Genomic DNA, 22,648 nt, shown 5'->3' on the forward strand with positions numbered 1-22,648 from the left:
TCCGCTCGACTTGCATGTATTAGGCACGCCGCCAGCGTTCGTCCTGAGCCAGGATCAAACTCTCCATAAAGGGACTTTCGACGGCAGGGTTTCCGTGAGGAAATCCCGAGAGTCGAAATGTCCAACTGTGAAGAACCTTGAAGGCTCGTTCTGTACTGCTGGTTTGTCTCGCAAGAACCGAAGCTCCGCTCGACGATTTCATTACGCTCGATGTTCAGTTTTCAAGGAACAAGGTCCGAATCTATCGATTCGTTTGACTTGCTTGTCCGCCTCGTGTCCGAAGCAGGAATTCTATCTTACCGCATTCCGCCAGACATTGCAACCCTCAATGTTTTCCGGTTTGTCGTCTTCACGTTCAATCCAGAATCCATATTCTTCATATCGCTATGAAGCGATTCGTGCTCGGCCTCAGCGGCGCGAGAAGTAATGTACCATGAATCGACTGCACATTGCAACAGGTATTATTTTACATTATTAAATTCATTCTGAGCCTCCTCTGTTACGCCTGCAATTAACGCCATAAACAGTTGACTTTTATATTCCGATAGATTAAGTTGGTATTAATCTTATTTCTTTTATACGGAGGTGTTCTCCATGCGCGAGAATCCCATGCCTTATATTAAAGCGAACCAGACCGGAATCGTCCTCTTCGTCATCCTCGCGTTTGCTTTCCGGCAGCCTTGGCTGCTCGCAGCGCTATGGCTGATCGAGGCGGCCGGCTTGGCGACGGGCGGCCGATGGAACCTGTTCGTACGACTAGCCAAGCCTTATCTTCGTACCGAGGGGCGCGAGACGCAGGCGGAGGTATTGACCCGCTTCAACAATTCGCTCGCCGTCCTCTTCCTGACCGTCTCCGTGCTCTCCTTCGCGCTGGGGTGGACAATCGCAGGATACGTATTCGCCGCGTTCCTTCTGGTCGCTGCCGGCGCCGCGCTTCTCGGCTACTGTGTCGGCTGCACGATCTACTTCCAGTACAAGCAATTGCGCCATAAGCTCGGCCACAGCTAATCGGCTAATCCCCGTCGCCAATCCGAGCACAACTCCAAGGCTCTTGCCGCGCCCAAGCGACAAGGGCCTTGTTGCTGCTTGGATGTCCAAGACCAGTAAGCCGCCTCTCCCCGCCGATCCCTCCTGGAGAAGGGACGGCGAGCTCTTCCTGAGCGACAGGGAGAAGCCCCCTAAGCAACACAAACGGGACATACACAGCAAGCACCCCCTCCCCGTCGCTCCCCCATCTCTCTATATAAAAAAGCGCCCCCGGGACATCATTCCCCCGAAGCCGCTTCTCTTCCTCCTATTCCATCCCCAGCAATCGCAGCAGCTCGTCTTCATCCTCGAGCACCGCCACCCCAAGATCCCGCGCCTTCGTCAGCTTGCTGCCGGCAGCCTCGCCGGCGATGACGAGATGCGTCTTCTTGGACACGCTGCCCGCCACCTTCGCACCCAGAGCTTCCAGGCGCTTCGCCGCTTCGTCGCGCGTCAGCTTCGTCAGCGTGCCGGTCAGCACGACCGTCTTGCCGAACAGCGGATGGCTCGCATCCGCGACCTCCACGGCCGGACGCTCCGCTTCCGCCTTCAAGCCGGCCGCTCTCATCCGGGCGATGCTCGCCTGCATAAGCGGATCGCGGAAGAAACTCGCGATGCTCTCCGCGACGATGCCGCCCACATCCGGCAGCGCCGTCAGCTCTTCCGCTTCGGCCGCCATCAGCTTGTCGAGATCGCCGTAATAATCGGACAGCGTCTTCGCCGTCGCCTTGCCGGTATTCGGAATGCCGAGCGCGTTCAGGAACGACGCCAGGTCGCGAGACTTCGACTTCTCGAGCGCCGCGAGCAGATTGGCCGCCTTCTTCTCCCCGAACCGTTCGAGCCCGACCAACTGCTCAAGCGTCAGATCGTACAGATCGGCCGCATCTCGGACCCCGAGCTGGTCGTACAGCTGTTCGGCGGTCTTGCCGCTGAACGTCTCGATGTCCATGCAATCCCGCGACGCGAAGTGCGTGATCTTCCCGACGACCTGCGGCTTGCAGCCGAGCCGGTTGTTGCAGAACAGATGGGCGCCGCGCATCTCGAGCGGAGAGCCGCAGCCTGGGCAGACGGTCGGATAGACGATCTCCTGACCGACCTCCGACTCGTCCGCTTTCCCGAGAATCTCGGGAATGACGTCATTGGAGCGCCGAATGAACACCCTCGTTCCGAGTCCGTGCTTGAGATTCTTCCGTTCGATGTCTCCGATGTTGTTCAGCGTGCAGTTCTGCACCGTGACCCCGGCCAGCTCAACCGCCTCGACTCGCGCGAGAGGCGTAATCTTGCCCGTGCGGCCAACTTCCCAGGATACCGATTCAAGCGTCGTCGTCGTCTCTTCGGCCTCGAACTTGAAGGCGATCGCCCAACGCGGGAACTTATCCGTATAGCCGAGCGCGTCGCGCGTCGCGAAGTCGACAATCTTGACGACCGCGCCGTCGATAAGATAATCGAGGCCGTGCCGGCGTTCGGCGATCTGCTCCAGCTCCGCAGCCAGCTCCGAGAACTCCTTGAAGTACCGGACGTAAGGATTGACCGGGAAGCCGCTCCCGCGCAGAAAGTTCATCATCTCCCGGTGATCCCGGAAGCCGATTCCGTTCGTATAACCCGCATTGTAGAAAAAAGCGTCGAGCTTCCGGGAAGCGGTCACACGAGGATCGAGGTTGCGCAAGGCTCCCGCCGCCGCGTTGCGGGCGTTCTTGAGCGGCTCCGCCGCCGTCAGGTTGTATTGCTCCAGGACGGACAGGCGCATGATCCCTTCGCCCTGCACTTCGACCGTTCCTTCCGTGAACGGAATCGTCAGCGGCACCGAGCGAATCGTCTTCACCTGCGCGAGAATGCCTTCGCCGACGACGCCGTTGCCGCGCGTGGACGCTTGCTCCAGACGGCCGCCCCGGTACGTCAGGTTCAGCGTCAGGCCGTCGAACTTCAGCTCGACGACATATTCCGGGTCCGGCAGCGGGGACTCCGGATTCTTCGCGTTGTAGTCCGCGACAAGCTTCTTCACGCGAGCCTCCCAAGCCGCCAGGTCTTCCGCGTCCTGGGCCTTGTCGAGGCTCCATAAGCGCGTCAGGTGGCGATGGGGCTCGAAGCCCTTCAAGATGTCGCCGCCGACCCGAAGGGTTGGCGAATTCGGAAGCGTCGTTCCGCTCTCCGCTTCCAACGCCGTCAATTCATCGTACAGGAGGTCGTACTCCTTGTCGCTGATCGTCGGCGTATCTTCCGTATAGTAGCGATGACTGTGCTCGTTCAGCACCTTCACCAGCTCCGCCATCCGCTCCGTTATCCGTTGCAGCGAATCCGCCATGTGTCACGGCCCTCTCTTCGATTAAGAATCGACCCTCTTACATCTTCGTCACGGGGGCAAAAGCCGCCAAAAGCCGCTTCACCCCGATCGGAGCATTGAACGCAATCGTCAGCTCCGTGTCGTTGCCGGTTCCCTTCACCGCGACGACCGTACCCACGCCCCACTTGGCGTGCTGCACCTTGTCGCCCGCGGCGACCGCCAGGCCGCCTTCGCCGGCGCTCGCAGGCGAAGGCGCACCCGGCTGCGGGACGACCCGCGCGCCGCCCGCCGAAGCGCCGCTTCCCGGCTTCGCGAAGCGAGGCGCCGCAGACTGCCCGGCTCCGGCTCCGGCCCCTGCGGCAGGCCGGCCGCCGAAGCCGCCGAACCCTCCGCCGGCCGCGCCGCCGTACCCCGGTCTCGCCCCGAAGCCGCTGCCGCCTCCGGCCACTGAACCGCCGCCATAGCTGCTTTTCCCATAGCCACCGCCATAGCCTCCGCCAGCACCGCGCCCCTCGGACAGCTCCTTGAGCTCGTCCGGGATCTCCTGCAGGAAGCGCGACGGCAGGTTGCTGCTCGTGCGTCCGTACAGCAGGCGCATTCGGGCGCACGTCAGGAACAGCTTCTTCTCCGCGCGGGTGATGCCGACATAGGCGAGCCGCCGTTCTTCTTCCATCTCGTCGTTGTCCATGAACGCCCGGCTGCCCGGGAACACGCCTTCCTCCATCCCGATGATGAAGACGACCGGGAACTCCAGCCCCTTCGCGCTGTGCATCGTCATGAGCACGACCGCATCGCCGCTGTCCGCCCCCTCCTCGTTATTCATCGAGTCGATATCGGCGATGAGCGCCAGGTCGGTCAAGAACGCCACAAGCGACTTATCCTCGCTGCGCTTCTCGAATTCCTGCGTAACGGAGAGGAATTCCTCGATATTTTCCAAGCGGGCCTTCGACTCCAGCGTATTCTCCCGAATAAGCTCCATGCGGTACTCGGTCATCTCGAGCATCTTCTCCGTCAGCTCGGTCACCGACAGATACTCCACCATGGCCGTCAGGTTCGCGATCAAGTAGCGGAAGCCCGACAGCGCCGTCTTCGCCCGCCCCTGAATGTCCACATGGAACAGCCCTCCGTCGCCGAGAATGCCTTCCCCTTCGCTGATCAACGAGTAGATGGAGATGCCCCGCCGGGTCGCCTCCTCCTGCACCTTCGCCATCGTCGTGTCGCCGAGCGCGCGCTTCGGCACGTTGACGATTCGATTCAAGCTGATATCGTCGTCCGGATTGGAGATGAGCCGCAAGTAAGCGAGAATGTCCTTGATCTCCTTGCGGTCGTAGAACTTGGTGCCTCCTACGATCTGATAAGGAATCTCCGACTTGATCAGAATTTCTTCCATCACCCGGGACTGCGCGTTCGTCCGATAGAGAATGGCGTGATCGCCGTACCGCTTGCCGCTCTGCCGGCCGCTCTTGATCTGCCTCGCGACGAAGTACCCTTCCTCATGCTCGGAATCTCCCTGGTAAACCGTGATTTTCTCCCCGCCGGCCTGGTCCGTCCACAGATTCTTCGCCTTGCGCCCCATGTTGTTCTTGATGACCTGGTTGGCCGCTTCGAGAATGTTGGAGGTGGAACGGTAATTCTGCTCGAGCAGGATCGACGTCGCCTCCGGGTAATCCTTCTCGAAGTTCAGGATGTTCGTAATGTCCGCGCCGCGCCACCGGTAGATCGACTGGTCGCTGTCGCCGACGACGCAGATGTTGTGGTGCTTGTCCGCGAGCATCCGGCACAGCATATACTGGGCCCGGTTCGTATCCTGGTATTCGTCGACATGGATGTAGCGGAACTTGTTCTGGTAATGCTCGAGCACCTCGGGCTGGTCCTTGAACAGTTGGATCGTCATCATGATGAGGTCGTCGAAGTCGAGAGAATTGTTGCTCTTCAGTCGCTTCTGGTACTGAGTATAAATCTTGGCCACAATTGTTTGAAAATAATCCCCGATCCGAGACTCATACTGCTGAGGAGAGACGAGTTCGTTCTTGGCGGCGCTCATCATCGCCTGGACCGCCTTCGGCTCGAACTTCTTCGTGTCGACATTCTGCTCCTTCATAATCGTCCGGATAACGGACAACTGGTCGCTCGAATCGAGAATGCTGAAGTTCGAGGTGAAGCCGATTCGCTCGATGTCCCGCCGCAGAATGCGCACGCACATCGAGTGGAACGTGCTCACCCAGATGTCGCGCCCTCCCGGGCCGACCAGCTTCGAGACGCGCTCTTGCATCTCGCGGGCCGCCTTGTTCGTGAAGGTAATCGCCAGGATGCTCCACGGAGCGGCGAGCCGCTTGGCGATGATATAGGCAATGCGGTGCGTCAGCACGCGCGTCTTGCCGCTGCCCGCCCCCGCCATGATCAGCAGAGGCCCTTCCGTCGCCACGGCCGCTTCCCTCTGCTTCGGGTTCAGCTTGTTTACCGCATCGTCTATGTTGACCTGCCGATTCTCGGATGGATTCGCCGGTTCAAAAAACATGGTCTTGCTCCTTTGCGCTGATTTTTACCGCTTCGACCGTTGCCAGCGCCGCCTCCAGATCGTCGTAGATCACGTTGCCCACAACGACCGTGTCGGCCGCCTCGCCCGCCTGCCGCGCCTGCTCCAGGGTGCGGATGCCTCCGCCGTAGAACAGCCGCGCCTGCCGAAGCCCGCCGCGAACCTTCCTCGTCAGCGACATGTCGCCGAAGGTCCCGCTGTATTCCAAGTATACGACCGGCACGCGCCACAGTCGATCCGCCAATTGGCCGTATGCCATGACCCGGGACTCGGGAATGGCGCTGTCCGCTCCCGACACCCGCGCCGCCGTCGACTCCCCGTTCAGCACGATGTAGGCTTCGCCCGCGACCGATTCCCACGGCAGCAGGAAGCCGAATTCCTCGATCGCGCTCGTCTGGTGCCCGATCAGCCAGTCCTTGTCCCGCGCGTTCATCACCATCGGGATAAAGTAGCCGTCGAAGCCCGGAACCGCGTTCTCCGGATCGGTCAGCTCCAGCGCGCACGGCGTATCGTGCCTGCGGATGCGGGCGAGCAGCTTCGCCGTGTTGTCGTAGGTCACGCCGCTCGACCCGCCGACGAGAATGGCGTCGGTGCCGGAGCGGCACACGGCGGCCAGCGCCTCGTCCGGAATCGTCCGGTCCGGATCGAGCTTGAACACGTGCCGCCAATCGGCATAGAAAGAAGGAGATGCGATCATGCGTTCCTCCATGGCGTTTACCCCTAGTCTACAGGAATTCGACGAATAGGAAAAGCCGCCCGTACTCGCATAGCGAGAATCAAGCGGCATGGGCTTCATGCTTGGATTCGTTAGTCGATCAAGGCTTCAGGGCGAGGTCGCTCCGCAGCTTCTCGAGCAGGTACGCCCGCACATCCTCCCCGAGGTCCGGCCGGTTCAGCGCGAAGTCGATGATCGTCTTCAGATAGCCGAGCTTCTCGCCGGTATCGTAGCGAGCTCCCTCGAAGGCGTAAGCGTAGATCGGCTCCTGGCCGAGCAAGCGGAAGATCGCGTCCGTCAGTTGAATCTCGCCGCCCGCGCCGGTATTCTGCGTCTCGAGCAGATCGAAGATCGCCGGAGTCAGAATGTAGCGGCCCATAATGGCGATGTTGGACGGCGCGCGCTCCGGAGCCGGCTTCTCGACGACTCCCCGCACCCGCAGCAAGGAGGAGCCGAGATCTTCTCCTTCCGCCGGATCGACGATCCCGTAGCGGGACACTTCGCTCTGCGGAACGCGCTTGACCGCAAGCACGCTGCTCTGCACCTGGCCGAACACATCGATCATCTGCTTGAGGCAGGGATCATGATCGGATTGCACGATATCGTCTCCGAGCAGCACGGCGAACGGCTCGTTGCCGATGAACTTGCGGGCGCACCAGATCGCGTGCCCGAGCCCCTTCGGCTCCTTCTGGCGGATATAGTGAATGTCCGTCAGGTCGGACGCCTTCTGCACCTCGGACAGCAGATCGTACTTGCCCTTCGTGAGCAGGTTCTGCTCCAGCTCGAACGAGCTGTCGAAGTGATCCTCGATCGCCCGCTTGCCCTTGCCCGTCACGATCAGAATATCCTCAATTCCCGACGCGACGGCTTCTTCGACAATATACTGAATCGCCGGCTTGTCGATGATCGGGAGCATCTCCTTCGGCATCGCCTTGGTCGCCGGCAGGAATCTCGTTCCGAGCCCTGCCGCCGGGATAATCGCTTTGCGAATCTTCATGAAGCCCTGCACCCTTTCTATCCTTATCCTGTAGGTTCATTCGTCGCCCTGGGCAGCGCATCCGCAGCCGTCGACATTCCCGCGAACGCTCCCCGCGAATCGGGCAGTCGCCCCGCTCCGATGCAGACGACTCCTTGCGCATTAAGCAAGTCCGCATTCAGCGCGTTCCTTCCGTCCAGCACGATCGGACGCTTCATCCAGCGCTTGAACTGCTCCGCCGTCAGGCAGCGGAACTCCGGCCAATCGGTCACTAGAATCGCCGCATCCGAGCCGCACAGAGCTTCTTCCGCCGAGTCGCACAGCTGCACGGCGCCCGGGAGCGCCTGGCGGGCCGCTTCCCCGGCCGCCGGGTCGTACGCGGCGAGCTGGATGCCGGGATGGCGGCGGAGCAGCTCCGCGGCGAGGCGCACCGAAGGCGCCTCGCTCATCTCGGCGCTGCCCGCCTTATAGGCGAGGCCAAGCAAGGCGATCCGGCGGCGGGACGGGCCGGACAGCGCAGCCTCCAGCTTGCGGACCATCCGCAGCGGCAGCGCCGCATTGGCCCGCATCGCCGCGGCGAGCAGCGTCTGCGGAGCGCCCGCTCCCTCCGCCGTCCGCACAAGAGCACGCGCATCCTTGGGCAGATGGGGGCCGCCGAAGCCAAGCCCGGCTCCCAGATAATAGGAGCCGATCCGCGGATCGAGTCCGAGCATTCGCTCGACCGCCGCATAGTCGGCTCCGGTCTGCTCGGACAAGGCCGCCATCTCGTTCGCGTAAGCCAGCTTCACCGCGAGGAATCCGTTCACGGCCATCTTGCCGAGCTCCGCGCTCCGCCGATCCATCGTCAGAATCGGCGCCGCCAGGCGGCTGTGGAGCGAGCGAAGCTGCTGCTCCGTCGCTTCGTCGCTGGCACCGATTACAATCTGCGACGGCTCGAAGAAGTCGCGGACGGCCGAGCCTTCCCTGGCGAAGTCCGGAACGGATGCTACGGCGACCTCGCCTAGCTCCGGCAGCCGCCGGCGCAGGCGGTTCTCCAGCCGATCCGCCGTCCCGACGGGAACCGAGCTGCGAATGACGACGATCCGCCTGCAGCGCTTCTGCCCAGCCGGGAGCCTGTCCACGAACGTCCAGAGCCGGCCGAGCTGCGGATTGCCATCCTCCCCCGAAGGAGTCCCTTCCGTTAAGAAAATCACTTCCGCCGCACTCTCCGGCAGCTCCTGCCAGCCGCGGAACTTCAGCCTCTCCGCCTTCGCGTTCCGGGCGATCAGCGCCTGGAGCCCGGGTTCCTTGCTATCGACAGCGCCGCTGGCCAATCGTTCGATAAGAAGAGAATCGTCATCGTAACATTCCACTTCGTGCCCGAGCTCCGCAAAGCCCGCTCCTGTCACCAAGCCTGCGATACTCATGCCCACAACCGCCAGCTTCATGCGGCCGCCTCCTCTTTCACACTTGTTATTGTAGATGAAAAACTCCCGAATTGCGACAATTATGGAACCTAATCTTGATTTAAGGCGATTCCCCTCTCCCTGCCGAGGGAAAATCATAGACAAATTGTAGCACCGTCAAGTCGCCGAAGCTGTCGAGTTATGTTATCCAAGCGTTAACTCTTCGGCTCCTTAACGATTCTCATTCCAGCGGAGCTATGCCCGCATAGCCGCAAAAAAAGAGAGCCAAGCCGCAACGCCTTGACTCTCCCCATTCTTCTCCGGCCAACGAATCGCCGCAGTTACCCGAGCTGTACCGAATCGAGCAATCGCGCTACCCGGGCGACGTACGTATGATCTCTCATCGTGCGCAGAAGCGCCCGCCAGGCGATCTGCTGCCGCTCCTCCTCGTGCGTCAAGTAGTAATCGAGCTTGCCGAGCAACTCCTCGACGCTGCGGTACGTGACGATCTCCTCGCCGGGCACGTAGTAGCTGCCGATATCGTCCCGGGCATCCACGATCTGCAGCGTCCCGCAAGCCGAGATCTCGAACGTCCGCGGGTTCGGCGATACCGCGGGCAGAATCAGATCGCTCTCGTTGTGCTCTTCGTCGGGCGGCCGATGAATATTAAGCGAGATTCGGTGGGCGCTGTAGTTCATCGCCGTCTCGGGCGGCTCCATCCATTTGCCCGGCTCGAACGTGCCCGAGAATGAAGCGGGCAGCTCGAGCTGCTCCCACCAGAAGCCCGAGAGATGCAGCTTGCGGTGAGTCAGCGCGGGCAGAATTGCGCGGAGCAGCTCGAGCCGATTGCGGTACGCGCTCCCGATGAAGCAGATATCTCCCCGGCTCTCCAGCCGCGTCTTCTGCGGCCGGAAGGAGTTCGGGTGGACGCCGAGCGGGAGATTGAACACTTGAGCGGCCCCCAATTGCTGATAGACCGACACGCAGTTGCGCTCCGGCGTGAACACATAGTCGAACAAGGGGGCGTAAGCGGAGGTGAAGTTCATGTAATACGGATCGTCCGTCAGCCAGAGTGCCGTCCGGATGCCGTGCATCCTCAGCAGTTGCACATTGTCGGCCGCGAAGCTGGTTCCGTCCAGCACAAGCACCAGGTCCGGCCGTTCGGAGAGCGCGACGGGCACGACCGGATCGGTCGGCTGCATCGTTGTCGTTCTCTCCGCGAGCTCCGCCAGCGCCGCGACGATTCCTTCGTCGATCGGGCTGTAGGGCAGCCCCTTGCCCGAGGCCACATAGAGAATATGGTACGGCCGCCTCTGCGCGGGCGTCGACGTCGCCTGCAGAATCGCTTCGCACAGCCCTTGCCATCTCCCGTCGTTCGTTCCCTGAGCGGCCCCTTGCAGGTAGCCTTCATCGTAGGGATTCGTCGATCGGGAACGTCTTGTTTTGCGAATCGCCATCTTCGTCCCCTCCACCTTTCTCCCGGGTCGCACGGCCGCATGCCGACGCCTGCCATCTTCCGTTGTTACTATATGATGGCCAGCCCTAATAGGCATGGTCAGTTGCCCGTCCGCGAACAACCATTATTGATTTTGCTCATCTCAGCGCACCTTCTGCTCCGTTGCGTTTTGCGATTTTATGCGATTTTTCACATTCGTCGGCTTCAATTTACAGGGAATCGCAGCGTTTTATGCGGTTTTTAGCATACATCCGGCGCCTCGAGCCGGAATTTTCTCCATGTATGCTATTTTTCACATAGAATCGCCCAAAGTGCCTGGTTTCGGGCAGCGCCAATGTGATTTTTCACATAAAATCGGGCCAGCGGCTTCGGTGGAGGATTGGTGGTTGGTTTGTTGGTTGGTGGTCGGCGGGGTGTGGGCGGGTGTGATCTGCAGGCAGGCAATCGGCGATTGGCATGTGGTAGTTGGTTGGTGATCGGCGGGGTGCGGGCGGGTGATCTGCAGGCCGGCGGTCGGCGATTGGCACGTGGTGTATTGATTTTGCTCATCTCACGCGCCTTCTGCGCCGTTTCGTTTTGCGATTTTATGCGATTTTTCACATTCGTCGGCTTCAATTTACAGGGAATCGCAGCGTTTTATGCGGTTTTTAGCATACATCCGGCGCCTCGAGCCGGAATTTTCGCCATGTATGCTATTTTTCACATAGAATCGCCCAAAGTGCCTGGTTTCGGGCAGCGCCAATGTGATTTTTCATATAAAATCGGGGGCCAGCGGCTTCGGTGGAGAACTGGTTGGTGGTCGGCGGGGTGCGGGCGGGTGATCTGCAGGCCGGCGGTCGGCGATCTGGCATGTGGTGGTTAGTTGGTGGCCGGCAGGGGGATAATCGGCGGGTCGTTGGTGGTTGATAGGTGATTAGTGTTCAGTGATGGCTGGCGAGCAGGTTTGGGTGGTTTGGACGGTTTGGACGGTTTGGACGGTTTGGACGGTTTGGACGGTTTGGACGGTTTGGACGGTGATCTGCAGTTTGGGCGATGCGGGCGATGTGGGCGATGTGGGCGATGTGGGCGATGTGGGCGATGTGGCCAGTGTGGAGATGCGGGGAGGCGCGGGCAGCTTCGGCTTCCGGCAGCGGACAGCCGCACAAAAAAATCCCGGCCCAAATGGGCCGGGAATCTCTCCATGCACGATGTTCCATACCGTTATTCTCGGGCTCTCGGCTTAAACAAGTCCGTTCAGCCGCTGCCGCCCTTCCTCCAAGCCTTCGGCGAAGCCCTTCTGATAATTGGGCTCGTAGGCGTCCTGGAAGCCCTGCTGCCGCTGGGCTTCCCGAATATGCGGCGGCAGCGCGAATTGCCGCCGTTGCGCCCGCCGACGAACACGCGGCCTCAGCCTCCTGCGAGCCTTCTTCTTCGCGGAGCCGCCCTTCGCGCCGCTTCTTGCGGACAGGCTTTTCGCCGCCCGGCCTTTCCCGGACACGCTTCTCGAAGCTCCGCCAGTCGCGGATAATCCCTTCGCCGCCCTGCTTCTCGCAGGGATGCTCTTCCCGGATTTTCCTGCTGCGGATATGCCTCTGGCGAGCGTTCCCGCCCCCGGCCCGCTCCCCGCGGAGCCTCCTTGCCCAGTTGGCACACGCCGCTGCCTGCGGACCTTCCCTTCGCCGTGAACGCCAAGATTCTTCTGCGCCACGATGCGAACCCGTCCCTGACGGAGCAGGGGAACGGACGCGCTTATGGCGACTTCCTTCTTCGATGATTGGATCGCGAACGCCTCCCCGCTAAGCTCGACTGTGTTACAGCTTATGACGGAGTTCGGCGAATGTCACATCCGGTTCCTCACTTTACCTGTCCGCTTCTTCAATTTACCAATCCATTCTTCACTTCACCAGTTGGCCGCGGGTGACGCCGAGCTGGTTCGTCGCCTTGAGCTTCTTCCACACCTCGGTTCCGGTCACTCGGCCCTCCAGCGCGTCGCGATACAGCTGGAGCACCTCATGCACCTTCTCGCCCGTCTCCTCGAGGAATTCGATGCGGTACGACGGGACTCCGAGCTCCAGGAAGTTCGTCACGTATTCAGCGCCGGATTGCTCGATCGCGTTGTATACCGTGTTGCGGCAGCCTTCGTCGACGCGCACCGGGTGGTTCATGCCGATCCGATCCTGCAGCGATGCACGCGACTCTTCGCACGGGCGGCCGCAGTTCGTGAAGTTCGTTCCTTCGCTCATGAACGTGCAATAGACGCAATGCTCGGTATGGAACATCGGCATGTGCTGATGCAGAACAAGCTCGAGGCGCGACGTGTCGGCCAGCCGCAGCATGTCGACCATCTGCTGGATGTTCAGATCGTAGGAAGGCGTCACCCAGTCGAGGCCGACGTCGCGGAACAGCTCGACCGTCTTGTGGTTCGAGACGTTCAGCGAGAAGTCGCCGATCAGCGTCGGGTGCTTCTCCCCCGGCCTTCCATCCAACTGTCGAGCGGCTCGTTCCTTCAGGTAATAATAGAGAGCGCCCGTATTGCGCACGAGCACCGCGTCCGGCTTCAGGTTCAGGATGTTGCGGTGGTAGCCGTTCTCGCCCGGCATGTGGATGCGCGGCGTCGCCAGCGCGATCGGCTTGCCCGCCTCGCGGCAGATCGCGATCGCATCCGGGAACTGCTTGATGAACTCGAAGTCGGCGTAGATCATCGCGACATCCGTCTGCACGGCCGCCTTCACCTGCTCCAGCGTGCGGCACAGCGCCGTCATCCGCGGCGAAGCGACGGCGACCGCTTCCGACTCGCGCCCCTCCGATACAACCGCCCCCGCGGTCGCAGCCGCCCTCGCAGGCGCAGCCACGCTCGCCCCGGGCAGCCGGGCATACCGCGGCGGCTGCTCGCGAAGCAGCTCAAGCTGCTCCGCCGCCTCGCGGCGAATCCGGTTCAGCTCGCTCTTGGGCACGATCACATCGCCTTCCAGCGACACCTGGAGCTGCTCCAGCCAGTAGAGCGAGCCGCCGAGACGGCCGAACTGCTCCTCGAGCACCTCTTGCCCAAGCGGGCGCTTCTGCGCCTCTTCGAGCGGCATCGAAGACGAGACGACAACGGTCGTCCCCTTGTCGAGATCGGTCCACAGCGTGCGCAGCGCAGCGCCGACGCGCCCTTCGACCGTAACCGCGACCGGGAACGTCCGGTACGGCTTCTCGGTCTCGAACGTGCTGCGCAGCCGGCGGTCGAGCGCGGGATCGCTCGTCTTCCAGATCCGGTCGCCTTCGTGCAGCCGGGTCAAGTCGACGTCGTTGCGCCCCATCACGATCTCGATCCGATTGCCTTGCTCCACTTCGCCGTCCAGCTTCAGCCCGCCGCGGCGAAGATCGTACACGCGGCCGCCCTCTTCCTTCTTCGTCGGATCTCCGGCGTCGAACACGAGGCCGTCGCCGCGCTTCAGCGGAGCCTCGATGGAGCAGATCACGCCGTCCTTCATAATCTTCTCGACGCGCCCAAGGTACACCCCGCGGCTCTTCGGGAACGTCCCGTCGACGAGCTGCTTGTTGTTCGTGCCTTCCAGGAAGCCGTGCGTGAAGCCGCGCGAGAAGCTCTGCTGCAGCTCGCGAACCTCTTCCTCCGTCGGTCCCTCGTCGTCCCCGGCGAAGTACTTGTCGATCGCCCTGCGGTACTTGCTCACGACGTTGGCGACGTACTCAGGGCTCTTCAGCCGGCCCTCGATCTTGAACGAGGTGACGCCCGCCTCGATGAGCTCCGGCACCAGGTCGATCGCCGCGAGATCCTTCGGCGACAGCAGGTAGGCGATGTCGCCCATCGGCTTGTGAACGCCGTCGACCATCAGATCGTAAGGCAGGCGGCACGCCTGCGCGCATTCGCCGCGATTGGCGGAGCGGCCGCCCCATACTTCCGACGTGAGGCACTGACCCGAGTATGAGACGCACAGCGCACCGTGCACGAACACCTCCATCGGAAGCTTCGCCTGCTCCCCGATCTTCCGGATCTGCTTCAGGTTGTTCTCCCGGCCGAGCACGACTCTCTCCAGGCCGAACGGCTTCGTGAACTCGACCGCCTCCGGAGAAGTGATTGTCATCTGCGTCGAACCGTGGATCGGGAAGTCCGGCGACATCTCGCGGATCATTTTCACCAGGCCGAGGTCTTGAACGATCACCGCGTCCACCCCGGCTTCGATGCAGGCGTCCACGAGAATTCGCGCATCGCGCAGCTCGTCCTCGAACACAAGAATGTTGAACGTCAGGAACCCCTTGACCCCGTAGCGGTGCAGGAACCGCATGATCTCCGGCAGCTCCGCCATCTTGAAGTTGTTCGCCCGCGCCCGCGCGTTGAACTTCTCCACGCCGAAGAAGACCGCGTTCGCGCCATTCGCCACCGCCGCCCTCATGCATTCCCAATCGCCCGCCGGAGCGAGCAATTCGATATCTTCACGCCGTATTCCGGCTGTATCCGTCATTAGCTTCCGTACCTCCATTCCGCCTGCGCGGCGGATCATTAACCCTAGTATAGCAAACCCTATAGCACCGGGACAAAAGAAAAGTCCGGAAGAAGCGCCGCTTGCGCCTCCCCGGACCGATTACTCGGACTCCCGTTATCTATCTTGAAACAACTTTAATTGGAACGATATCATTGGAACGCGAACGATTGAACGACCTTGTTCAGCAGATCGATCGTGTAGGCCGTCCCGCTCGCTACATTATACGCTGTTAGCAGAATATAAACGTTGCCGCCATGCTCGAATACCGTCACGGTGTTGCGATAAGGAACTCCGCTCAACTCCATCTCATACACGATCCGGGTCGCAGACTGGCCGGCAACGGTCGTGCTGCCGTACTCGAGCTGCTTGAAGCCCGTAACCGACTCCTGCTGCTGCTGCTGCTGCATATAGATCTGCGCGATCTGGCTCACGGATGCCGAAGGCTGTTCAATGATGCCGAGGGCAAAGGAAGAGCCGAAGTCCGAATACTGCACGAAATCGCTCTCGAAGTCCTTGGAGATACCCGTCCAATGGCGCGGCAGCGCCAGGCTGTAGCCGTACTTCTTGCTCGTCTTCGTTGTCGTGGCCGTCGCATCGAACAAGTCGGTCGTATCTTCGATGTAGCCGATGTTGTCCTCGATTGCGTCCGAATCGATCCGAATCGAATTCAGAATTCGATCGGCCATCGGCTCGTATATATCCTTCTTGCTCTGAGAATACGAATATTCCGCATAGAAGCGATGCTTGCCGGTCAGAGAGAACAATTGGTACTCATCCGACCAAGTCTTCGTGTCATTGGAGTACGAGATCTTCAGAATGATTGCCGGCTGGCCGTTCCACGTCACGTTCTTGCGTTCGATCTCCTTGAAGTACGGCGTATTGAACAATTGCTTCAACCGTTCCATGCGGCGGTCCGCCCACTTCTCGAGCGTATCCCCCGAGACGAGGGACGTCACTTTGGTGTACAGATACGCATCCTGATCGGCGGAATAATACGACGGATAGCTCACCTCGTCCTCATCCTGCCACCAGTCGACCGGCAGCTTCACGCTCATTCCGAACTCCTCGTGAGCGAACGAGATCTGCCCGTCCTTGACCGCCGTCAGGTCCTTCACCTTCGTATCCTTCGGATCGAACGACGTCTTGAAGCTGTCCAGAATGCCGGCTTCCTTCTCCAGATCGGCGGCCGATGTCGTCTTCTTGCCGAAGACGATCGTGTACAAGCGGTCGTTCGCCAGGTAGCTGCGGTATTGATAGAAGTAGCCGGTGCTTGAGTCCTTCGAGACGGCCTTGCTGTATGCCTTGCCCGTCTGGGTCGCCGGCTCGAAGCTCATGAGAGCCTCCTTCTCGAAGAAGTACGTCTCGATCGTTTCCCGGATCTCGGAAGCGGACAGCTCGTTCGTCTCATCCTCCACCAGAATGGCCAGGTAGTAATCCTTCGAGACATCGCGGAATTCCAGCGAATCCCCATTGGAGGATTGGTAGCTCTTCACCAGGCCCGTCGGATAATTCATCGTCCAGCCGTAGTAGCTGTCCCCGATCTTCGTCTTGCCCGCGTCGGAATCGATGCCGGAGACGCCGGACGAGCCGCTCGAGCCGGAGGAGGCTGCAGTCGCCACAGTAATGACGATCTCCTTCGTCGCGAAGTTCGGCGTCACCTTCGCCCCGAACGCTTCAACGACGCGCAGGGGAACCATCGTGACCCCCTTCACCACAACCGGCGCGGACACGAGCGTCGACTTCACGCCATCCACCCACACGGTCTTGCTGCCGATCGTCAGAACGACCTTGTGCGACAGGTAACCAAGCGTAATGACCTTGTTGTCCTTAAGCTGCAGCGTAGCGCCGAAGCTCTTCGTGATGACGCTGAGCGGAACGAACGTCGTGCCGTCCTTCTGGAACGGAGCCGTAATCGTAATCGGCGAGCCGTTCACCGTCATCTCGGTGCTGCCGACCTTCAGCTTGATCGTAATGCCGCCGCCGGCACTCGCGCTGTCCGCGTCCGCCGCGAGAGCGGGAGCGGTCAGGCCGAGCAGAAGCGCAAGGGATAGCAGAATCGGGAATAATGTCGCAATTTTCTTTAATGCCGTCACTTGGGTGTTCTCCCTTCTTATTTGGCCGAGCTTGTCGTCAATACGACCTTGCGCGTCACGAGATCCCCGTCGGAGAGCGCCGTGACCGTTGCCGTCTGCCCCGGCGTGCTCGCCTTAAGCAGCTCGTGCAGCTCCACCAGGGTGGATACCTGCTTGCCGTTCACCGAGTACAGCTCGTCGCCGACCTGGAAGCCGGCCGCGATCGCTTCCTTCGAGTCGACCGACGTCACGACCATCGGCTCCTCCGTCGGAAGCCCGACGACCGCTTCCCAGCTCTCCTCAAGCTCGACGCCGAGATCCGCCCGCAGCACCTTGCCGAACTTGGCGATCTGATTCACGATGTGCTGAACGGTATCGGCCGGAATCGCGAAGCCCATGCTGTCGATGTCGACGTCCACGAACTTCATCGAGTTGATCCCGACGATCTCGCCCTTCAGGTTGACCAGCGGACCGCCGCTGTTGCCCGGATTGATCGCCGCATCGGTCTGCAGCAGGTTGTAATAGGACGAGACCGAGCGGTTCATGCCGCTGACGACGCCAACCGTCGCCGTGTTCCGCAGCGAGAAGGAGACGGGCGTTCCGATCGCGATAACGGTCTCCCCGACCTCGACCTTAAGCGGAGTCGCGGCGAACGTGGCCGGCTTCAGTCCCGTCGCATTGATCTTGACGAGCGCCAGATCGCTGGACGAATCCATGTACTTGCGCGTCCCTTCGTATTCCTTGCCGTCCGCCGTCACGACGACGATATGGTCCATCTCGCTCACGACGTGGGCGTTCGTCAGAATCAGGCCGTCGGCCTTCAGGATAACCCCGGTGCCGTGCGCCAGGCTGAACCGATTCGACGCGCTTCCGTCCTGCGGCTTGCCGATGATGCCGACGACGGACGGCGATACTTGCTTGATAACGGCCGGCACGGGGTCCGGCGCCGTATACGTATATTTCTTCGTCGCGGCATCGTAGGAGCCCGTTCCCCCCGTCTGCGCGAGCAGCGAAGACGCCTTCACGTACACTTCTCCGTTAATGACAGTGGCATCCAGAGCCACCTTGGCCGGTGCGACGGCCTCCGCGCTGCCCCCGGCGAGCAGCAGCGAGACGACGAGTCCCCCAACCAGCCACTTGCGATTCCAAGCGGAACCCATTCCTCTCACTCCTCAGTCGATATTCCTATATATGGAATTCGACGCATATCAAATAACTTATCATAATTTAAGAGATTTGAGGACATAGGAATGATAGAATTGCAAAAATATTTTGCAGCCGTTCCCCTGCAACGCCAAACAAGCCGAGGGATCGCCCCCGGCTTGCCGTTCCGCTCTTATTTAAAAATACGCTAGGCCCGCTTCGTTACCAGCCGCTGACCATCTTCACGTCCGCGATAAGGAAGACCACCAAGGCCACGAGCGTGAAGCCGATCGCGAATACGTTCTTCTTCCCGCTGGACATAACCAGACGAACGAGTCCGATTACCAGCAATACCGTAAAAATAACCATGAAAACGTCGAACGGAGTGAACGTGCTCGTCGATTCTTCCGCCGCATTCGCCGCCAAGAACATGGGTGCGACCTCCTTTTATTCATAAGCTTCCCATTATCCTATATGTTATATTCCCACAGCCGTCCACGCAAGCCCGAACTCGTCCGCGCAACAGTTTTGTCACAACTTTGTCACGGAATGTCTACAGCCATTTGTCACAATTGGGATTATTTGAAGGGATGCCCGGATCGATAAGATGCCCGAATTCGCCATAATTTATAAGCGTCCGCTCTTCCGCCCGGCGAATTCGATGGAAAAGATTCATTTGACAGCGTCCGGGCCGCCCCCTATTCTACAGGTAATTCCAATGACGGGAGGGTTCCATCCATGAGAGCAAGACCGGGAGCAGACGAGTACGGCGGCCACTTCGGCCATTACATTGCCTTGGCTCCGGAAGGGGACTTGATCGAGGCGTTGAAGCGGCAAGGGGAAGACACCGTGCGGTTCATCGGCGGCTTGACGGAAGAGCAGGCGCTTCATCGGTACGAGCCGGACAAGTGGAGCATCAAGGAGGTGTTCGGGCATATCGCGGATACGGAGAGAGTCATGAGCTACCGGCTGCTGCGGATCGCGCGCGGCGACACGACTCCCCTGCCGGGCTTCGATCAGGAGCTGTTCGTCGCGGGCGAGCACTTCGCATCCCGCACGCTCGAGGAGCTGGCAGCCGATTATGCGGCCGTGCGCCAGGCGACGCTGACGCTGCTGCGCGGTCTGTCCGAGGAGGCGTGGCTGCGCAAGGGAACGGCCAGCAACACGACGATGTCCGCCCGCGCTCTTGCGTGCGTCATCTCGGGCCACGAGCTGCACCACCTTCTTATCGTCAAGGAGCGTTATCTGGCATAACCGGCTCGCGAGACTCGCACCGCTGTCCTCGCGCTTCGGCGCGGGGCAGCACCCGATACTTGAGGTCCTTCAACTGCACAACGATAATGATGCTGATGATGACGAGCAGGAACCACGAGCTCAGCTTCCCCCAGTGCACAACGTTCCAATGCCTCTCCTGATTCGGGTACGTCCACGCCCCGAGGAACGTCGAGATGTTCTCCGCCAGCCAGATGAAGAACGCGATGAGCGCATAGGAGACGAGGGCGTGCATCCGCAGCGTCCGCCCCCCGACCTTGAAGCGAACAACCGTCCGGTAGAAAACAACCAGAAGCCCTGCGAAGATCAGCCAGCGTAAATCCGGAACGTAGTGGTGGGTGAAGAAGTTGGCATAGATGACGACTGCGATCCCGACCGCCCGGATCGCCTTCGGCCAGTTGTCGAACCTGAGGTCGAAGCGCCGCCACGCCTGGCAGATGTAGCTCGCCACGCTCGCGTACATGAAGCCGCTGTACAGCGGCACCCCGCCCAGCTTGGTCCACGCCTCCTCCGGATACGACCAGGACCCCATATTCACCTTGAACAGCTCCAGGCCGAGGCCGATCAAGTGGAACATCGTGATGACCTTGAGCTCATCCGTCGTCTCCAGCTTGAAGGCAACCATCGCGACCTGCATCGCCACGCAGATGAGCAGAATGAGATCGTACCGGTGGATAAACGGAACGTCCACAACCTTGGTAACGGCCATCGCCGAGAAAATCACAACCGGAAACAAGCAGCACAGAGCTTGCGTCCATCCGAACAGCCACAGCGTGCGCAGCCTTAGCCTCATTCTTGGCATCTTCCGCACCGCTCCTTCTTCTTGACGGGCGCTTCGTTCGACGCCCCGAATGCCCCCAGCATAGCACGCCGGCCTCCGGCTCTCAATGACGGGATGGTTATATTTCCCTGAGCTCCGCCGCCTCCGGCTTGCCGTCGCTCGCCCCTCCCCATCTCCCGTTCACCCAACTGATCAGGAATGCAATCGCTCCGAGCGCGAGCAGCACTCCCGCCTTGAACAGGCCGTTCTCTCCGCTCAGATCGAGGAAGATCGCCTTCAGCGCGACAATTCCGAGAATAAACGAGCCGAACCAGCGGAACACCGCTTGCTTCCGGTATGAGCCCCACAGCGTGAGCAGCAGCGCGTACACGCCCCAACTGATCGACAGCGCAAGCTGCTTCGCCGTGTCGCCCGCTTCCGGGGCGTAGATATCGTACACGTTGACGATCTGCAGCGTCAGCAAGCCGCCGACAACCGCATGGGAGAGAATCGCGAACAGGTGCGACGTGCCTTGGCCCCGGCCGTCCGGCAGCGGGCCGGAAGCCGCGCGGGCCGAGAAGTAGAAGCCCATCGCCGCGAGCAGCATCCAGGCGAGCGCGCCGCCGTTCAGGAACGGCACGTAGACGCCGAACCAATCGCCGCGCGGGGTATCCCATGTCACCGCGAACCAGTAGATGCCGACCGCGAACCAGACGATGACGGCCGCCCCTTCCCCGAGCGGCCAGTTCTTGAGCCGGCCGATTACGGCGGCGGCAAGCGCAATGCCGATCCACAGGTATGTGTTAATGAGCGGCTTCGCTTCCCAGCCGTTGCCAAGCTGAGCAAGCGCGATGAGCAGAAGCAGCGCCCCGCCTCCGGCATGGCTCGCGGCATAGGCGGCGAAGCTGCCGGAGAGGCGATGAACGAGCAGTCCGGCCGCAGCATACAAGAGGCCGATCGCGGTCAACGTCACGCCGTACGGCACGTCGCCGTCCCAGATCAGGAGCGCCCAGCAGCCGAAGCCGACGCCATTGACCAGGCTGAGGTAGAGGTTCGCGCCGTCGAAGCAGCGGCCGTTCTTCCAGGAGGCGACCAGGAAGCCCGCCAGGTAGAAGACGAACGCGGCGATCGCGTAGCGGATCGGCTTGCTCCACAGCCCTTCCATCCCCGGGTCGAACGCAAGGAAGTATACCGCATACAAGGTCCACGTTCCGAAGAAGGCGACGACGCGCAGCTCCGTCCACTTCTTGTAGATGCTGAGGAAGAAGAACGCGGCGTTCACGATAAGCAGATAGAGGAACAAGGTGAACACCTGATCCGTCTCCGGACGCATCATCATCGGCGACAGGAGCGCTCCGGCCAGTGCGATGTTCATCAGCAGCCGGGAATCACGGCGCAGCGAGAACAGCACGAGCAGCACCGTGATTGCCGTCATGCCGAGCAGCACGGTCATCGGCGTCCACAGGCCGTAATAGATGCCTGCGAACGAGAACGTCGCGTACAGGATCGACGTGCCGAGACCGATGCCGAGCTCGCCGACGAGTTGGTTGCGGTTCTTCAGCACCCAGGCGTAGCCCCCGAGCGCGATGCCCGCTCCGCTCAGCAGCCCGATGCCGATCTTGAGCGTATCGGTCAGCCAGCCTTGATCGATCGTGTAGCGGAACAACGTAATCGCCGCGGCCAGCACGAGCAGCACTCCGAGCAGCGACGTCCAATGCTTGCTTAGCATCTTCTGATTCATGATCGTTCGACCTCTTCCGAATGGGATGGGACACCGGCGATCCGGTCGATCGCCCTTACAATTCCATACAGCGCCAGACACATCAGGACGGCGACAAGCTCAAGCTGGACGATGTACCACGGCCACGGCCCGAGCAGGTCGAGCAGCGAGCCGCCGGCCGGCTTGCGGGCGAGGAACATGAAGTTCGTTCCCGCCAGCGCATTCGCGATCGCGGCCGGGATCGCCAGCAGGTTCAGCCAGAGCACCGCCCGCAGCGCGGCGCCGATCGTCGGCCGGTACCGCTCGACGGCGGTCATGTAGACGCTTGCCGCCACGATGGCGATGTGGGCGGCGAAGAAGTGGAAGTAGCGGAAGTCCGGGAAGCTCTGCCTCAGATCCGGAGTCAGCAGCGCCTGCAGAGCGCCGAGGATGCCGAGGAAGAACGTCGCCTCGTAGAGCCTTCGGCTTCCGGTCAGCAGCAGCGCGACCGAGAACCAGAGCATCAGGCTGCACAACTGGAAGGGGAGAGCCCCGATCCCCCAGCCGCCCGACAGGCCGTACGACACCTGCAGAGCCAGCTCGCTGCCGACGAGCGTCAGCACGATTCCCCGCTTGAGGGCGCGCCCCGCTCTCGGCTTCCGAAGCCACGCCCGGAACGCGACGATCGCCGCAATCGCGACAACCGCCGCGGCCAGAGCCGCCCAATGCGCCGCATGATAAGCCTGGAATTCCATCGCGCTTCCGCCCCCTCGCTTCGTTAATCGCACTGCTGTTTACAACCCTTATTTTAGAAAAAAGACGCAAAAAAAATAGTACCATCTTCGCCTGGTACCATTCCTT

General features: G+C 61.0%; 17 protein-coding genes and 1 rRNA gene. 3 read left to right on the plus strand and 15 right to left on the minus strand.

Features of this window, described 5'->3' with window-relative positions:
* A 16S ribosomal RNA gene (locus E6C55_RS09520) occupies positions 1-70 on the minus strand; the annotation flags it as partial.
* Between the two features lie 524 nt (positions 71-594).
* Here E6C55_RS09520 and E6C55_RS09525 point away from each other — a divergent pair.
* Positions 595-1,008, plus strand: coding sequence for a DUF4395 domain-containing protein (locus E6C55_RS09525; protein ID WP_136369558.1), 414 nt, complete (start codon positions 595-597; stop codon positions 1,006-1,008).
* 286 nt (positions 1,009-1,294) lie between these two features.
* Here the strand turns inward: E6C55_RS09525 and ligA are convergent, their stop codons facing one another.
* The 6 genes from ligA to E6C55_RS09555 form a co-directional block, all read right to left on the minus strand.
* Complete coding sequence (gene ligA / locus E6C55_RS09530) at positions 1,295-3,328, minus strand: NAD-dependent DNA ligase LigA (RefSeq protein WP_136369559.1); 2,034 nt, start codon at positions 3,326-3,328, stop codon at positions 1,295-1,297.
* A gap of 37 nt (positions 3,329-3,365) precedes the next feature.
* Positions 3,366-5,825, minus strand: a complete 2,460-nt coding sequence (gene pcrA / locus E6C55_RS09535) for a DNA helicase PcrA (protein ID WP_136369560.1) — start codon at positions 5,823-5,825, stop codon at positions 3,366-3,368.
* A complete protein-coding gene (gene pcrB, locus E6C55_RS09540; protein ID WP_136369561.1) occupies positions 5,815-6,552 on the minus strand; it encodes a heptaprenylglyceryl phosphate synthase in 738 nt (245 codons plus the stop codon). Before pcrB ends, pcrA begins: the two co-directional genes overlap by 11 nt.
* Before the next feature lie 106 nt (positions 6,553-6,658).
* Positions 6,659-7,555, minus strand: coding sequence for a UTP--glucose-1-phosphate uridylyltransferase GalU (galU, locus tag E6C55_RS09545; protein ID WP_136369562.1), 897 nt, complete (start codon positions 7,553-7,555; stop codon positions 6,659-6,661).
* A 23-nt stretch (positions 7,556-7,578) separates the two neighbouring features.
* Positions 7,579-8,961, minus strand: coding sequence for a UDP-glucose dehydrogenase family protein (locus E6C55_RS09550; protein ID WP_168735552.1), 1,383 nt, complete (start codon positions 8,959-8,961; stop codon positions 7,579-7,581).
* A 299-nt stretch (positions 8,962-9,260) separates the two neighbouring features.
* The gene (locus tag E6C55_RS09555; protein WP_136369564.1) at positions 9,261-10,376 is read right to left on the minus strand and encodes a CgeB family protein; all 1,116 of its coding nucleotides are present in this window, start codon (positions 10,374-10,376) and stop codon (positions 9,261-9,263) included.
* 1,012 nt (positions 10,377-11,388) lie between these two features.
* Between E6C55_RS09555 and E6C55_RS33755 the strand changes: the two genes are divergently transcribed.
* Entirely contained in the window at positions 11,389-11,598 is a 210-nt protein-coding gene (locus tag E6C55_RS33755) for a hypothetical protein (protein ID WP_168735553.1), read from the plus strand.
* Here the strand turns inward: E6C55_RS33755 and E6C55_RS33760 are convergent.
* From E6C55_RS33760 to E6C55_RS09580, 5 genes are all read right to left on the minus strand, one after another.
* Positions 11,595-12,062 (minus strand): hypothetical protein, encoded by a 468-nt coding sequence (locus tag E6C55_RS33760; RefSeq protein WP_168735554.1) that lies wholly within the window; start codon positions 12,060-12,062, stop codon positions 11,595-11,597. The genes E6C55_RS33755 and E6C55_RS33760 overlap by 4 nt on opposite strands.
* Before the next feature lie 187 nt (positions 12,063-12,249).
* Positions 12,250-14,820, minus strand: a complete 2,571-nt coding sequence (locus tag E6C55_RS09565; RefSeq protein ID WP_136369565.1) for a U32 family peptidase — start codon at positions 14,818-14,820, stop codon at positions 12,250-12,252.
* 170 nt (positions 14,821-14,990) lie between these two features.
* Complete coding sequence (locus tag E6C55_RS09570) at positions 14,991-16,934, minus strand: stalk domain-containing protein (RefSeq protein ID WP_136369566.1); 1,944 nt, start codon at positions 16,932-16,934, stop codon at positions 14,991-14,993.
* 17 nt (positions 16,935-16,951) lie between these two features.
* The gene (locus tag E6C55_RS09575; RefSeq protein WP_136369567.1) at positions 16,952-18,073 is read right to left on the minus strand and encodes a S1C family serine protease; all 1,122 of its coding nucleotides are present in this window, start codon (positions 18,071-18,073) and stop codon (positions 16,952-16,954) included.
* Positions 18,074-18,278: 205 nt separating this feature from the next.
* Positions 18,279-18,488 (minus strand): hypothetical protein, encoded by a 210-nt coding sequence (locus tag E6C55_RS09580; RefSeq protein WP_136369568.1) that lies wholly within the window; start codon positions 18,486-18,488, stop codon positions 18,279-18,281.
* Positions 18,489-18,794: 306 nt separating this feature from the next.
* Here E6C55_RS09580 and E6C55_RS09585 point away from each other — a divergent pair, with 306 nt between their 5' ends.
* Positions 18,795-19,310 (plus strand): DinB family protein, encoded by a 516-nt coding sequence (locus E6C55_RS09585; RefSeq protein ID WP_136369569.1) that lies wholly within the window; start codon positions 18,795-18,797, stop codon positions 19,308-19,310.
* On the opposite strand, the gene E6C55_RS09590 is transcribed toward E6C55_RS09585, so the two are convergent.
* The 3 genes from E6C55_RS09590 to E6C55_RS09600 all read right to left on the minus strand — a co-directional run bounded on the left by E6C55_RS09590 (position 19,288) and on the right by E6C55_RS09600 (position 22,542).
* Entirely contained in the window at positions 19,288-20,121 is an 834-nt protein-coding gene (locus tag E6C55_RS09590; RefSeq protein WP_136369701.1) for a DUF817 domain-containing protein, read from the minus strand. The two genes, E6C55_RS09585 and E6C55_RS09590, sit on opposite strands and share 23 nt — an antisense overlap.
* A gap of 106 nt (positions 20,122-20,227) precedes the next feature.
* Entirely contained in the window at positions 20,228-21,829 is a 1,602-nt protein-coding gene (locus tag E6C55_RS09595; RefSeq protein WP_136369570.1) for a DUF2339 domain-containing protein, read from the minus strand.
* The gene (locus E6C55_RS09600; RefSeq protein WP_136369571.1) at positions 21,826-22,542 is read right to left on the minus strand and encodes a YwaF family protein; all 717 of its coding nucleotides are present in this window, start codon (positions 22,540-22,542) and stop codon (positions 21,826-21,828) included. Before E6C55_RS09600 ends, E6C55_RS09595 begins: the two co-directional genes overlap by 4 nt.
* Positions 22,543-22,648: the final 106 nt, after the last annotated feature.

Origin of the sequence: Cohnella fermenti (assembly GCF_004801405.1) — a bacterium.
GTDB classification, from domain to species: Bacteria; Bacillota; Bacilli; order Paenibacillales; family Paenibacillaceae; genus Cohnella; species Cohnella fermenti.

What these genes read in the sequence shown, in the direction of transcription:
- E6C55_RS09590 (WP_136369701.1), bottom strand. Translation starts at nt 20,121, where the DNA reads ATGAGGCTAAGGCTGCGCACGCTGTGGCTGTTCGGATGGACGCAAGCT.
- pcrB (WP_136369561.1), bottom strand. Translation starts at nt 6,552, where the DNA reads ATGGAGGAACGCATGATCGCATCTCCTTCTTTCTATGCCGATTGGCGG.
- E6C55_RS09525 (WP_136369558.1), top strand. Translation starts at nt 595, where the DNA reads ATGCGCGAGAATCCCATGCCTTATATTAAAGCGAACCAGACCGGAATC.
- pcrA (WP_136369560.1), bottom strand. Translation starts at nt 5,825, where the DNA reads ATGTTTTTTGAACCGGCGAATCCATCCGAGAATCGGCAGGTCAACATA.
- E6C55_RS09565 (WP_136369565.1), bottom strand. Translation starts at nt 14,820, where the DNA reads ATGACGGATACAGCCGGAATACGGCGTGAAGATATCGAATTGCTCGCT.
- E6C55_RS09585 (WP_136369569.1), top strand. Translation starts at nt 18,795, where the DNA reads ATGAGAGCAAGACCGGGAGCAGACGAGTACGGCGGCCACTTCGGCCAT.
- E6C55_RS09550 (WP_168735552.1), bottom strand. Translation starts at nt 8,961, where the DNA reads ATGAAGCTGGCGGTTGTGGGCATGAGTATCGCAGGCTTGGTGACAGGA.
- E6C55_RS09595 (WP_136369570.1), bottom strand. Translation starts at nt 21,829, where the DNA reads ATGAATCAGAAGATGCTAAGCAAGCATTGGACGTCGCTGCTCGGAGTG.
- E6C55_RS09555 (WP_136369564.1), bottom strand. Translation starts at nt 10,376, where the DNA reads ATGGCGATTCGCAAAACAAGACGTTCCCGATCGACGAATCCCTACGAT.
- E6C55_RS09600 (WP_136369571.1), bottom strand. Translation starts at nt 22,542, where the DNA reads ATGGAATTCCAGGCTTATCATGCGGCGCATTGGGCGGCTCTGGCCGCG.
- E6C55_RS09580 (WP_136369568.1), bottom strand. Translation starts at nt 18,488, where the DNA reads ATGTTCTTGGCGGCGAATGCGGCGGAAGAATCGACGAGCACGTTCACT.
- E6C55_RS09575 (WP_136369567.1), bottom strand. Translation starts at nt 18,073, where the DNA reads ATGGGTTCCGCTTGGAATCGCAAGTGGCTGGTTGGGGGACTCGTCGTC.
- galU (WP_136369562.1), bottom strand. Translation starts at nt 7,555, where the DNA reads ATGAAGATTCGCAAAGCGATTATCCCGGCGGCAGGGCTCGGAACGAGA.
- ligA (WP_136369559.1), bottom strand. Translation starts at nt 3,328, where the DNA reads ATGGCGGATTCGCTGCAACGGATAACGGAGCGGATGGCGGAGCTGGTG.